Here is a 12,880-nt window from a genome sequence, read left to right as displayed (position 1 = left end):
TCGACATCTCGAAGCGTGCCGGACGGCCGTGTCACGTGCCCTCGCAAACGGGAGATCTCAGCAGGTCGGGTGACGCGCGAGGTCGGACGACAAGCTCAGGCCCGCGCCCGGCCCGGACGCCTGGAGCCCGGCGCCAGCCGGCGAACGATCAGCGGAGTGACGAGAACGACGACGAGGAGGCGCAGGCTCTGTACGGTCGAGATGAGCGCGACGTCGGCGTGGGAGGAGACGGCCGTGGCGAGGACGGCGTTGATCCCTCCTGGGGTGGTCGCGAGGTAGGCGTCCGTGAAGGGGATCCCGGTCATCCGTGAGAAGAGCCAGGCCAGCCCCGCGCATCCGAGGCAGATGGCTGTCGTCGCCGCCAGGACGGACGGCAGCAGGCGTCGTACGTGAATCAGGGTCTCGCGGGTGAAGCGCACCCCGACGTCCAGACCGACCAACGCGAAGACGAGGTTCTGCAGGACCCCGGTCGGGGCGAAGCCGGGCAGGGCACCGCTGAGGCCGGCGGCCAGGGCTGCGAGCATCGGGCCGATCAGCGAGGGCGTGGGCAGCCGCAGTCGGTGGCCGACCACGACGCCCGCTACGCAGACGGCCGCAAGGGTGAGCAGGCCTGTTCCTTGGTGTGCCCCCGCGACCAGGTGGAAGAGGCCGCCGGTTGTTCCACTCCCGTCGGCAGACCCGCCCGGTGCGCCCGCAGGCGAGGCGGAGGTCAGCCAGCAGGCGGCCAGCGGGGCGGTGGTCGCGACGAGCCCCACCCGTAGGTACTGGCTGAACGCGACGAGACGTACATCGGCCTTGAGCTCATCGGCGCAGGTGACGATCGCCGCCGAACCGCCGGGCATCATGCCGAGGACCGCGCTGGGCAGGCTGATCCGCCCCCGGCGTGCCATGAACCAGGCGACCGCGACGCTCATCGCGATCGTGGCCCCGGTGACGGCGGTCAGCGGCAGCGCTGCGGGCGCCGCCGCCCGCAGCGCCGACCACGTGAGGTAGCTGCCCATGAGCGCGCCCACCAGCGCCTGGGAGGCACGGTTGGCCGGGCCGGGCAACCGGTCGCGCACCACGCCGGACACCGCCAGTGCGGCGCCGACCAGCAACGAGGACAGCAGGTAGGGCGCCGGAACTCCGAGAACGGAGGCCACGAGGCCGGCGGCGTACGCGCCGGCGACGATCAGTGCCCAGCGTCCGACGGGTGCCGGTCCAGGCCGGATCCCGGCGGCGCCGGGGCCGGGCTCGGGCGCGGTGCCAGGATCGTACGACCGCTCTCGCTGGAGCGTGGGAGTCGGGGCCAACAGGGCGCCTCTCGTTGAATGGGCGGGCACATCTCGTGGACTCCACGCCGCACGAGATCACGGCACCCCCACAGTGCGGGAAGCCTGCTGAGCGGTCCCTGAGAGCCGCTGAGAGAACGCTGAGAGAGCCGACGATCCGCCGACGCGAGGCGATCTAGACTCGAAGACAGGGATCGGCCTGCCGGCCGAACCCGATCGGTGCACGAGGAGATGCGCGTGCGGGTCCTGGTGGTCGAGGACGAACGGAACATCGCCGCCGCGGTCGAACGAGGCCTACGTGCTGAAGGCTTCGGCGTGGACATCGCCGACGACGGCGAGAAGGGGCTGGCCCTGGCCCGCCACAACGACTACGCGGCGATCGTCCTCGACCTGATGCTGCCGGGACGCAACGGCTACGACGTCTGCCGCGCGCTGCGAGTCGACGACGTGACCACACCGGTGCTGATCCTGACCGCCAAGGACGGCGAGTACGACGAGGCGGACGCACTCGATCTCGGCGCCGACGACTACCTCACCAAGCCGTTCTCCTTCGTCGTGCTGCTGGCCCGCATCCGCGCGCTGTTGCGCCGCAGCTCTCCGCAACGCCCGGCCCTGCTGAGCGCCGGGGACCTCTGGCTGGACCCCGCTCCCCATCGCTGCGGGCGCGGGGCGGACGTCCTGGACCTCACACCGCGCGAGTTCGGTCTGCTGGAGTTTCTCCTGCAGCACCCCGACACCGTCGTGAGCAAGCACGAACTGCTCACCCAGGTCTGGGACGCGTGCTTCGACGGTGACCCGAACATCGTCGAGGTCTACGTCGGCTACCTTCGGCGCAAGATCGACACTCCGTACCACCGCTCGGCCATCGAGACCGTACGCGGTGTCGGATACCGCTTGGACGGCAAGGGCGGCTGAGCGGCCGTGCGACGCCTGTCACTCGACGCCCGGGCGGGCCGGTGGCCCCAACTTTCCCGCACGCTCACCCTGCGGAAGCGGGTGACCCTGTGGGCCACCTCGATCGTGGCCACGGCAATGATCGTGGCCAGCCTCGGCCTGTTGTTCGGGCTGAGAAACTCCATGTGGAGCGACCTGGACGGTACGGCAGCACAACGCGTCGCCGATGTCGCGTCCCTCGTCCAGCACCACCAACTCCCGACGCGCATCCCCTCCAACGGCGGGGACGCCGACGTGGTTGAGGTCATGGACTCCGCGGGACGGGTGCTGGCCAGCTCCGACGAAGACATCCAGCCCGGCATGCCCAGCAGTTTTCCGCACCCGCTGCCGGCAGTGGTCACCGCAGGCCACGCCGCAACACTGCCCAGCCTGCACATAGGCGACGGGGGCGACTTCCGGGTCGTCGCACGGCCGGCCCGTGTCGACGGACGTCCGGCCACCATCATGGCGGCAGCGTCCCTCCGCCAGGCAGAATCCGCCCTCTCCACCCTGGCCGTCGCCCTCGCGATCGGCGCTCCGACGCTGACCCTGCTGGTCGCGTGGACGGTCTCACGCACCGCCGGACGTACCCTGCGCCCGGTGGAGACGCTGCGCCGCCAGGCCACCGACATCGGCGCGACCGACCTGCACCGCCGCCTGGACCTGCCGCCTGTCCGGGACGAGGTCCACGCGCTGGCCGTCACGCTCAACGAAATGCTCGCCCGGCTCGACGAGGCCTCTGCCGCGCAACGCCGCTTCGTTGCCGACGCGGCCCACGAATTGCGCAGTCCGCTCGCCGCGATCCGCGCCCAGCTGGAGGTCATGGCCGCCTATCCTGACCCCCGGCGTGATCCTCTCGTCGCCGCCGATCTGCTCGAGGACGTCCTGCGGCTGAACGATCTCGTCGAGGACCTTCTGGCCCTGGCCCGCAGCGAGGATCCCGCGTCACGGCGGCCGGACACCGTGGTCGACCTCGACGAGGTGGTCCTCGCCGAGGTGTGGCGCCAGCGACGCCTGACCTCCACCCGCATCGATGCCCGCCAGGTCTCGGCCGGGCGCGTGCGGGGAGACCAGGATGCCTTGCGCCGCGTGGTCCGCAACCTTCTCGACAACGCCCGTCGTCACGCCGTCGACCAGGTGCAAGTGGCCCTCGGCGTACGCGGTGACGTTGTCGAGCTCACGGTCAGCGACGACGGCTCAGGCATCCCGGCCGCCTACCGTGCCCATGTCTTCGAGCGCTTCACACGCCTGGACGAGGCCCGTTCCCGTGAGGCGGGCGGCTCGGGTCTCGGTCTCGCCATCGTCGGCAAGGTCGTCACCGCCCACGGCGGCGCCGCCAGCGCCGAGGAGGATCCGCCACCCGCGAAGGGCGGGCTCGGCGGTGCCCGTCTCGTGGTGCACCTGCCGCTGGCGCACGTGCGGGCGGAAGGAGGGTGAGGCGCCGAACGGGTGGTTGAACCAGGTGGTCGAACGGGGAGGCGGGTGGTGTCAGTTGATCTGGGCGTACTCGCGGAACTCCCAGTCGGTGACGTACTTGTGAAACCGGGCGAGTTCGTCCCGCTTGAAGGTGAGGAAGGCGTCGACGAAGGACTTGCCCAGGATGTCGGTGAGCTGGTCGTCGGCCTGGAGGGCGTCAAGGGCCTGGCCGAGGTCGGTGGGCAGCCGGTTTGCGGCGGCGGTGTCGGCGGCGTGGCCGGTCGCCGGCGCCGGGGGCTCGGCGGCGGTGGTGATGCCGAGGTGGACGGCTGCCAGGAGACCGGCGATGGCGAGGTAGGGGTTGGCCGTGGCGTCGCCGAGGCGGACCTCCAGCCGGGAGGCGGCACCGCGCTCCGGCGGGATGCGCACCATCGCGTTGCGGTTGTCCAGGCCCCAGTTGATCAGCCAGGGGGCGGTGGTGTACGGGCCGAACCGCTTGTAGGAGTTGACGGTTGGGTTGAGCAGCGCGGACAGAGCGGGCGCGTGCGCGAGGACGCCGGCCAGGGCGTGACGGGCCGTGGCCGACAGGCCGTGGGCCTCGTGGGGGGCGTCGAAGACGTTGGTCCCGTCCGCGTCGACGAGGGAGACGTGCAGGTGGAATCCCGATCCGCCGCCGTCGTTGAACGGCTTGGCCATGAACGTCGCCAGCCTGCCCTCGGCGCGGGCCAGTTCCTTGACCGCGGCCTTGAACCGGAAGGCACGGTCCGCGGCGTTCAGTGCCTCGGAGTGGTTGAGGTTGATCTCGAACTGACCGCCGTCGAACTCGCGGTTGCCGCCGCTCACGTCCAGGCCCAGAGCGTGCAGGGCTCGCACCGTGCGCAGGAGGTGTCCGTCCGGGTCGGCCCGGCGGCCGGTGGTGTAGACGTTGCCCGGGGCGGGGGCGTAGCGCCGCCACCCGGTGGGTGTGCCGGCATCCGGCTCGAGCAGGACGTATTCCAGTTCCGGGCCTACGAGCGCGGTCGGGCCCGCGTAGTTCAGGCGGGTGAGGACCTGGCGCAGCAGGTCCCTGGGCGATTCGGGCACGCTCTGGCCGGTGGCCGGGTTCCGGACGTCGCCGATGCACCAGGCCACGGTCGGCTCCCACGGCAGTGGGACGACGGTGCCCAGGTCCGGGCGCACCAGGACGTCCGGCATGCCCGCCTCCAGGCCGCCGGCGATGTCGGAGTGATCCCCCAGGGCGCCTGTGTGATAGACGGCGCGGCTGAAGGCGAGGCCGTGTCCGGCCGCGTGCGGCAGATGGTGCAGCAGGATGTCCCGGCTGCGGTCGGACCCCATCAGGTCCGGGTAGGCGACGCGGAGGACATCGATCCCCTTGGCGTCGAGCGCCTCCATCGTCTGTGTGACCTCTGTATGGGCGCTCAAGGGATGCTCCAGGGTGCGGCGAAGAGTTGCGTTCTATCCGATTTGCCCGCAGGGAATCAGTGCGGCTCGATGCCCGGCCGCGACATGGTGCGAGGGCAATCATTTGATGCCAAACGATAAGAGCCGGATGCGCCGCCGACAAGAGGGTGAAGCAGATTCTGCCCACTTCCATCGATGGTCGAAGGGCACCGGGCCGAGTGGCTGCGGAGATACATTTGACCGCAAACGAACATGTCGGCGGCCCCGTGTCGCCCCGACGCGGAGGAGGAGCCTGTGCCCGGGTCCCGTCGATCCATCACCGAGACCGAGCAGGCCGTACGGCAGCGGCTGGGTGGCCTGACCCTGCAGCGTGAGGCCATGGCCGCGGTGGGAAACATCCACCGGGCTGCCGCGGCGGTCCGCCAGCATCTGGAGAACTCGGTGTTGCGTCCGCACGAGCTGACGTGGACCGGCTTCGTCGTGCTGTGGGTGCTGTGGATCTGGGGCGAGGCGGAGACTTGGTCGGTGGCCGAGGAGGCGGGTATCTCCAAGGGCACGCTGACCGGCATCTCGCGCACCCTCGAGTCGCGCGGCCTCGTGGCCCGCTCCACCCACCCCGAGGACCGCCGCCGGGTCCTGCTCTCGCTGACCCCCGAGGGGGAGAAGCTCATGGAGGAGCTGTTCCCGGCCTTCAATGCGGAAGAGGCGTTCGTCTCCGCCCCCCTCGGCCCCGAACAGTGCCTCCAGCTCGCCGACAGTCTGCGCGCCATCGTCAGCCGGCTCGAGGAGCGCGGCGAGCAGCGCAGGCGGGAGCTGCTGGACGGTGAGGACCTCGCCCCACGGCGCTCGGGCCGCCGCCCGCGCCCGTAGTCGCGCCGCAGGGGTCCCGGCTCCCTCGGTGCGCCCGCCTCCGGGTCTCGCGCTCGTCATCAAAGGTGGCGTGTGCGCCCTCCCGGCCTGCAGGGGTCCGCTGCCATGAGGGGCGTGGACCCCCACCCAGAACGTTTGACACCAAATAAATCTCCTGACATTCCTTGACGCCCATGCGGCCCGGCTGTTTATTTGGGGTCAAACGAATTGGAGGTTGGGACATGACCCGCGAGCCCCAAGCAGCTGTCATCGCCGGGGTGACCGTTGACACCCGTCACTGGATCGGCGGCGAGCGCGTCGCCTCCACCGAGACGTTCGCCGACATATCGCCGATCGACGGCAGCGTTCTGGGGGAGATCGCCCGAGGCACCGCGAGGGAGGCCGCGGCCGCGGTGGCCGCCGCGAAGGCCGCTTTCCCCGGCTGGGCCGCCACCCCGCGCACCGAGCGCGCCCGGATCCTGCACGCGATCGCCGACGGTGTGGACAAGCGGCTGGAGGAGCTGGCGATCGTCGAGACGTGCGACAACGGGGCCCTGCTGCGGTCGCACCGACGCGGTGTGATGCCGAGGGTCGCGCACAACTTCCGCTTCTTCGCGGACCGGCTGCTGCCCCTGGAGCACGAGGACTTCGAGACCCGTGGCCACACCAACCACGTGAGCTGGGATCCGGCGGGCCCGTGTGTGCTGATCACCCCGTGGAACGCGCCGCTGATGCTGGCCACCTGGAAGGTCGCCCCGGCCTTGGCGGCCGGCAACACGGTGGTCCTGAAGCCGGCCGAGTGGTCGCCGCTGACCGCCTCGCTGCTCGCGGGCATCGCCGCCGAGGCCGGGCTCCCGGCCGGTGTCCTCAACGTCGTGCAGGGGTACGGTGCCGAGATCGGCGACGCGCTGACCTCACACCCGGACGTGCGCCGGATCAGCTTCACCGGTTCCGTGCCCACGGCCCAGCGGATCGCGGCGTCGGCCGCCGCCAACCTCACCCCGCTCAGCCTCGAACTGGGCGGCAAGTCGCCCCTGTTGGTGTTCGCCGACGCCGACTTGGACCTCGCCGTCGACCTGGCGGTGGAGCAGTACGACAACGCCGGCCAGGTGTGCCTGGCGGCCACCCGGCTGCTGGTCGAGGAGTCGATCGAGGAGGAGTTCACCCGCCGTTTCGTAGCGAAGGCGAGCGCCCTGAAGCAGGGCGACCCGCGCGATGAGGTCACCGACATCGGCCCCAACATCCACCCCCGTCAGCTGGAGAAGATCGACGGGTTCGTGCAGCGGGCGCTCGGGGCCGGGGCCCGCGCGGTCATCGGCGGGCACCGCAAGGACGGTCAGTACTACGCGCCGACCCTGCTCACGGACGTCGATCAGGACTCGGAGATCGTGCAGGAGGAGGTCTTCGGACCCGTCCTGACCCTGCAGACCTTCACGACCGAGGAGGAGGCCGTCCGGCTCGCCAACGGCACCCGCTTCGGGCTGGCCGCCACCGTCGCCGCCGGTGACCCGCAGCGCGCCGAACGCGTCGGTGGACAGCTGGTCGCGGGCACGGTGTGGATCAACTGCTTCTTCGTCCGCGACCTCCAGGCCCCGTTCGGCGGCTCCCGCCAGTCCGGGGTCGGGCGCGAGGGCGGCACCTGGAGCTTCGACTTCTACTGCGACGTGAAGAACACCGTCACCGCCCCGAAGGGATGGATCGGCCATGGGTGAGATCGCCGGGGCGGGTCTGCTCGCCCACGTCCCCACCATCGTGCTCCCGAAGGAGGAGCGCCTGGCGCTGAACGAGGGCAAGGAGATCACCCTCGTCACCGGTCTCGAGCAGCTGCGCCGGGACGTCTTCGAACGCGACGACTACGACACCGTCGTGGTGCTGGACTCCCACTGGGCGACGACCGTGGAGTTCGTGGTGACGGCGCAGGGCCGGCGGGCGGGTCTGTTCACCTCCGAGGAACTGCCGCGGGGCATGTGCCGGATGCCGTACGACTTCCCCGGCGACCCCGAACTCGCCCACAACATCGCATCCTTCGCCGACAAGCACGGCACCTGGATCACGCCGATCGACGACGGGTACCTGCCCATCCACTACGCCACCGTCAACCTCTGGAAGTTCCTCGGCGAGGGCCTGCCCGACAAACGGTGGGTGACCATCGGCGTCTGCCAGACCGGAGACATGGAGGACCATCTCCGCCTCGGCCGCGCCCTCGCCGACGGCATCGCCGCCACCGCCGGACGCCGGGTCCTGCTCATCGCCTCCGGCGCCCTCTCGCACACCTTCTGGCCGCTGCGCGAGATCCGCGACTACGAGGCCAGCGACCCCGTCCACGTCTTCACCCCCGAGGCCCGCGCGGCCGACGAGGAGCGGATCGCCTGGTTCCAGGAGGGCCGCCACGACCAGGTCCTCGGCACCATGGACGAGTTCTGGAAGTTCAGGCCGGAGGCGAAGTTCTTCCACTACCTGATGATGGCCGGCGCCCTCGGTGAGCGGGCGTGCGTGGCGAAGGCCCGCCAGTACGGCAAGTACGAGAACTCCGTCGGTACCGGTCAGGCCCACCTGTGGTTCGACCGTCCGTCCGACGGCTGGACCGGCACCGGCGTCCACGCCCTATCCCTCCCGCCCACCCCGCACAGCCGTATCTAGGAGTCCCGCCATGCCCGAGTACCGCCGCATCCTCCTCGACGGTGCCGCCGTCCAGGTAACCGTCAATGAAGACGAACTCGTCGCCGGCGACGGCCGCCGCGTCAAGACCGAGGACGCCCAACACCTGCCCCCGGTCGTCCCCTCGAAGGTGATCGCCGTCCACCTCAACCACCGCAGCCGCGTCGACGAGTTCCGGATCGACCTGCCCGACACCCCTACCTACTTCCACAAGCCGACCTCGTCCCTCAACTCCCACAAGGGCGCGATCGTCCGCCCCGAGGGCTGCAAATGGCTCAACTACGAGGGCGAGGTCGCCATCGTCATCGGGAAGACCGCACGGAACATCTCTCCGGCCGAGGCGGGGCAGTACATCGCTGGTTACACGATTGCCAACGACTACGGCCTGCACGACTTCCGCGACACCGACGCCGGCTCCATGCTCCGCGTCAAGGGCTCCGACAGCCTCTGCCCGCTCGGACCGGGCCTGGTCACCGACTGGGACTTCCACGGCAAGGCGCTGCGCACGTACGTCAACGGCCAGGTCGTCCAGGACGGCTCGACGGACGAGATGAAGTGGGACATGCACTACCTCGTCGCCGACATCGCCCGCACGATCACCCTCCACCCCGGGGACGTGCTGCTCTCCGGCACCCCGGCCAACTCCCGCCCCGTGCAGCCCGGCGACATCGTCGAGGTCGAGGCAGAGGGCCTTGGCAGGCTCACCAACCACATCGTCACCGGCCCCACCCCCATCCGCGCCGACGTCGGTGCCCAGCCCACCGAGTCCGAGGAAGTGCTGTCCACCGCGCTGGGCGGCGACTGGGAGTTCCGCGGCATCCGCCCGCCCGAGCACTGAGCCCGAACCACTTCAACACACCAGATCAAGGAAGAGTGACGCAATGGATCTGAACAAGTGGCTGGCCGCGGCGGTCGCGTCGAACGCCGATTGGGCGAAGACCTTCGGCCCCTTCGACCCGCACCCGGCACTGGCCGTCGACGACAGCCGGTTCGCCGCCGCGTTCGAGACCTTCACCGAGCGGCTGAAGGACAACTACCCCTTCTTCCACCCCCGCTACGCGGGCCAGATGCTCAAGCCGCCGCACCCGGCAGCCGTGGTCGGCTACCTGACCGCGATGCTGATCAACCCCAACAACCACGCCCTGGACGGCGGTCCGGCCACCGCCACGATGGAGCGTGAAGTGGTCCAGCAGCTGGCCACCATGTTCGGCTACGACACCCACCTGGGGCACCTGACCACCAGCGGCACCATCGCCAACCTCGAAGCCCTCTTCGTGGCCCGCGAACTGCACCCCGGCAAGGGCATCGCCTACAGCACCGAAGCCCACTACACGCACGGCCGGATGTGCGGCGTCCTCGGCGTGAAAGGCTTCCCCGTCCCCACCGACGACCTCGGCCGCATGGACCTCGACGCGCTGGAGGAGCTGCTGCGCGGCGGGCAGGTCGGCACGGTCGTGCTCACCGCCGGCACGACCGGGCTCGGCGCCATCGAGCCGGTCCACGAGGCGCTGGCGCTGCGCGAGCGGTACGACGTGCGGATCCACGTCGACGCCGCCTACGGCGGATTCTTCACCCTGCTGGCCGGCGCGGACGGCCCCGAGGGCCTGCCGGCCGAGCCCTGGCAGGCCGTCGCCCAGGCCGATTCCATCGTCGTGGACCCGCACAAGCACGGCCTGCAGCCCTACGGCTGTGGCGCGGTCCTCTTCCGCGACCCCTCCGTCGGCCGCTTCTACCTGCACGACTCGCCGTACACGTACTTCACCTCCGAGGAACTGCACCTGGGCGAGATCAGCCTGGAGTGCTCCCGGGCGGGCGCAGCGGCTGCCGCGCTGTGGCTGACCTTCCAACTGCTGCCGCCCACCCACGAAGGCTTGGGTCAGGTGCTGGCGGCCGGCCGGCGGGCAGCGTTGCGCTGGGCGGAACTGATCGAGTCCTCCGAGCACCTGGAGCTCTACCAGCCCCCGCAGCTCGACATCGTCAGCTACTTCCCGCTGACCGCAGGCAACAAGCTGTCGCAGATCGACGCGGCCAGCAACCGGATCCTGCACGAAGGGATGACCGACACCCAGGACCCGGTCTTCCTCAGCACACTCCGCGTCGGCGCCGAACGCTTCACCGCCCGCCACCCGAAGATCACCGCCGACGCCGACGGCGCACGGATCCTGCGCACCGTGCTGATGAAGCCCGAATCCGAGACCTACGTCGAGCACCTGCACCAGCGGCTGGAGCAGCTCGCCCGCTCATGACCGCACCGGGCGTCACCGGCTCACCGCGGCCCGGCCGGGAGCCGGTGACGCCCGGCGCTCGACCCGAACCTCACGCGACGGCGCATCCCCGCCCCCCGCCCGCCGCGTCTGCCGCAGGTGGCGTGCCCGCCCCTGCTGATCTCTCTGGAGCGTGACGACATGGCCGGTGTCCATGGCTACTTCCACCCCAGGACGGCGACGGGCGCCTCGTCGCTGATCCCCTCCCCGCCGTGGCGGTACTCCGGTGACCTGCTCACCGTCGAGTACCGCACCGACCCGGCCCGGGTGCGCGAACTACTGCCCGAGCCGCTGGAGCTCGCCGACGAGGACCCCGGCGCGGTGGCGCTGATCTGGGCCGACTGGCAGTCCTGCTCGGCATCCGGCGCCGAACTGCTGGATCCGGTGCGCGCCCAGTACAAGGAGGCCTTCGCGGTGGTCCGCTGCAAGTACAAGGGCCAGACCTACACCCGCTGCGTGTACATCTGGGTCGACAAGGACTTCGCGATCGCCCGCGGACTGCACCAGGGCTACCCGAAGAAGCTCGGCTCCATCCACCAGACCCGCCCGCACCCCTACGGACCGGCGCCCCGGATCGAGGCCGGGGCACGGTTCGGCGCGACCCTCGCCGCCGCCGACCGGCGCCTGGCCCAGGCTGTGGTGACCCTGCGCGAGCCGGCCGAGACGAACGGGTTCGTCAACGCCCATCCGATGGCCCACCACCGCTGGCTGCCGGCGATCGAGAAGGGCAAGGGCCTCGCGCTCGACGAGCTGATCGAGTCCGGCGCCGCCTCCTTCGAGGGCGGACAGCCGTGGGTCGGCGACGCCGAACTGGAACTGTTCGAGGCACCCACCGAGGAGCTGGCCCGCCTGGAGATCCGCGAGCCGATCGCCGCGTACTACCGGCAGGTCGGCGTGGTGTGGGACGGCGGCCGGCTGCTGGAGTCCGGCACCTCCGGCGCCGAGTGACGGGCCGCCCGGAGACACCCATGCGCAACGTCACCCATGAGGAAGTGCTGGCCCGGGCCAAGGAAGTCGACCTGCCCGACCTGCCCGCCCGGCATCACATCGACGGCCGGGAGGAAAGCGGCAGCGGCGCGACGTTCGCCGTTGTCGCGCCCCGCGACGGACAGGTCCTGACGCACGCCGCCGACGCGCGCGAGGCCGAGGTCGATCTCGGGATCCAGCTGTGACCCGTACCCCCGCGCGACCTTTGATCGCGATCCCGGCCCGCTTCTCCGCGACCACCTCCGCGCTGCGCTTCGCCGCCGAGGTCAACGCCCGCGCCCTGATCGAGGCGGTGTGGCGGGCCGGAGGTGAACCTGCGACCATCCACCCGACCGACCCAGCCGAAGAGGATGTTGCCGCCAGGCTCGCCCGCTTCGACGGTGTGCTCCTGCCCGGCGGCGGTGACCTCGCACCGCACCGCTACGGCGCCGCCCACACCCACGACAGCGTCTACGACGTCGACGACCTCCAGGACGCCTTCGACATCGCAGTCGCCCGCCACACGCTCGAGGCGGGGATCCCGCTGCTGGCGATCTGCCGCGGCCTGCAGATCGTCAACGTCGCCCTCGGCGGCAGTCTCCAGCAGGACATGGGCGGCCCCGACCGCGAACACAGGCATCTACTGCACCCGGTGGCCATCCAGCCCGGGACACGGACCGCGCACGCGACGGGCACCGAAAAGGTCGAAGCATCCTGCTACCACCATCAGCAGGCCGACCGCCTGGGCAACGGCCTGACAGTGGCCGCCACCGCCGAGGACGGCACGATCGAAGCCCTCGAACTACCCACCGCCCAAGGCTGGTTCACGGCCGTGCAGTGGCACCCGGAGGACACCGCACACAAGGATCCCTCCCAGCAGAACCTGTTCGACGGCCTGGTAGGCAACGCTCAAGTCCGTCTTCAAACGGATCTTGCCCAGAGCAGGAATGATGCGCGTGTGACCGCCGACCCTCTGTACCAGCAGGCACGCAGGCAATGCGGCGGAGGCCCGGACGAAGGAAGCCAGGAGTTGCTCCCTGGGTAGCTCCGGCCGGTTCAGGACGCCGTCGGTCCGCTTCACCCGGAACGCGCACGTGTTCCGGGTGAAGCGCGAAGAAGCAG

General features: G+C 70.6%; 11 protein-coding genes and 1 pseudogene. 10 read left to right on the top strand and 2 right to left on the bottom strand.

What is annotated here, in order from left to right:
- Positions 1-95: 95 nt before the first annotated feature.
- Positions 96-1,292 (bottom strand): AbrB family transcriptional regulator, encoded by a 1,197-nt coding sequence (locus ACZ7L9_RS33805; RefSeq protein WP_471421333.1) that lies wholly within the window; start codon positions 1,290-1,292, stop codon positions 96-98.
- A 216-nt stretch (positions 1,293-1,508) separates the two neighbouring features.
- On the opposite strand from ACZ7L9_RS33805, the gene ACZ7L9_RS33800 reads away from it, so the two are divergent.
- The gene (locus ACZ7L9_RS33800; RefSeq protein WP_471421331.1) at positions 1,509-2,186 is read left to right on the top strand and encodes a response regulator transcription factor; all 678 of its coding nucleotides are present in this window, start codon (positions 1,509-1,511) and stop codon (positions 2,184-2,186) included.
- Between the two features lie 6 nt (positions 2,187-2,192).
- Positions 2,193-3,641: a sensor histidine kinase gene (locus ACZ7L9_RS33795; protein WP_471421329.1), complete on the top strand. Its 1,449-nt coding sequence runs from the start codon at positions 2,193-2,195 to the stop codon at positions 3,639-3,641.
- A 51-nt stretch (positions 3,642-3,692) separates the two neighbouring features.
- On the opposite strand, the gene ACZ7L9_RS33790 is transcribed toward ACZ7L9_RS33795, so the two are convergent.
- Complete coding sequence (locus ACZ7L9_RS33790; protein WP_471421372.1) at positions 3,693-5,012, bottom strand: glutamine synthetase family protein; 1,320 nt, start codon at positions 5,010-5,012, stop codon at positions 3,693-3,695.
- A 303-nt stretch (positions 5,013-5,315) separates the two neighbouring features.
- Between ACZ7L9_RS33790 and ACZ7L9_RS33785 the strand changes: the two genes are divergently transcribed.
- The 8 genes and pseudogenes from ACZ7L9_RS33785 to ACZ7L9_RS33750 all read left to right on the top strand — a co-directional run.
- Entirely contained in the window at positions 5,316-5,891 is a 576-nt protein-coding gene (locus ACZ7L9_RS33785) for a MarR family winged helix-turn-helix transcriptional regulator (protein ID WP_471421327.1), read from the top strand.
- A gap of 221 nt (positions 5,892-6,112) precedes the next feature.
- Positions 6,113-7,582: an aldehyde dehydrogenase gene (locus ACZ7L9_RS33780; protein ID WP_471421326.1), complete on the top strand. Its 1,470-nt coding sequence runs from the start codon at positions 6,113-6,115 to the stop codon at positions 7,580-7,582.
- Positions 7,575-8,510, top strand: coding sequence for a 3,4-dihydroxyphenylacetate 2,3-dioxygenase (locus ACZ7L9_RS33775; RefSeq protein WP_471421323.1), 936 nt, complete (start codon positions 7,575-7,577; stop codon positions 8,508-8,510). Before ACZ7L9_RS33780 ends, ACZ7L9_RS33775 begins: the two co-directional genes overlap by 8 nt.
- A gap of 10 nt (positions 8,511-8,520) precedes the next feature.
- Entirely contained in the window at positions 8,521-9,366 is an 846-nt protein-coding gene (locus ACZ7L9_RS33770) for a fumarylacetoacetate hydrolase family protein (protein ID WP_471421321.1), read from the top strand.
- 43 nt (positions 9,367-9,409) lie between these two features.
- A complete protein-coding gene (locus ACZ7L9_RS33765) occupies positions 9,410-10,774 on the top strand; it encodes a pyridoxal phosphate-dependent decarboxylase family protein (protein WP_471421320.1) in 1,365 nt (454 codons plus the stop codon).
- 159 nt (positions 10,775-10,933) lie between these two features.
- The gene (locus ACZ7L9_RS33760) at positions 10,934-11,740 is read left to right on the top strand and encodes an acetoacetate decarboxylase family protein (RefSeq protein ID WP_471421318.1); all 807 of its coding nucleotides are present in this window, start codon (positions 10,934-10,936) and stop codon (positions 11,738-11,740) included.
- A gap of 20 nt (positions 11,741-11,760) precedes the next feature.
- Complete coding sequence (locus tag ACZ7L9_RS33755; protein ID WP_471421316.1) at positions 11,761-11,964, top strand: hypothetical protein; 204 nt, start codon at positions 11,761-11,763, stop codon at positions 11,962-11,964.
- Positions 11,961-12,671, top strand: a pseudogene (locus ACZ7L9_RS33750) (gamma-glutamyl-gamma-aminobutyrate hydrolase family protein); the annotation flags it as partial. The gene ACZ7L9_RS33755 and the pseudogene ACZ7L9_RS33750, both read left to right, overlap by 4 nt.
- Positions 12,672-12,880 lie beyond the last annotated feature (209 nt).

This window comes from Streptomyces sp. NPDC111516 (assembly GCF_055635345.1).
This window is presented reverse-complemented; position numbering and strand designations above follow the sequence as displayed.

What these genes read in the sequence shown, in the direction of transcription:
- ACZ7L9_RS33790 (WP_471421372.1), bottom strand. Translation starts at nt 5,012, where the DNA reads ATGGAGGCGCTCGACGCCAAGGGGATCGATGTCCTCCGCGTCGCCTAC.
- ACZ7L9_RS33780 (WP_471421326.1), top strand. Translation starts at nt 6,113, where the DNA reads ATGACCCGCGAGCCCCAAGCAGCTGTCATCGCCGGGGTGACCGTTGAC.
- ACZ7L9_RS33775 (WP_471421323.1), top strand. Translation starts at nt 7,575, where the DNA reads ATGGGTGAGATCGCCGGGGCGGGTCTGCTCGCCCACGTCCCCACCATC.
- ACZ7L9_RS33770 (WP_471421321.1), top strand. Translation starts at nt 8,521, where the DNA reads ATGCCCGAGTACCGCCGCATCCTCCTCGACGGTGCCGCCGTCCAGGTA.
- ACZ7L9_RS33765 (WP_471421320.1), top strand. Translation starts at nt 9,410, where the DNA reads ATGGATCTGAACAAGTGGCTGGCCGCGGCGGTCGCGTCGAACGCCGAT.
- ACZ7L9_RS33760 (WP_471421318.1), top strand. Translation starts at nt 10,934, where the DNA reads ATGGCCGGTGTCCATGGCTACTTCCACCCCAGGACGGCGACGGGCGCC.
- ACZ7L9_RS33755 (WP_471421316.1), top strand. Translation starts at nt 11,761, where the DNA reads ATGCGCAACGTCACCCATGAGGAAGTGCTGGCCCGGGCCAAGGAAGTC.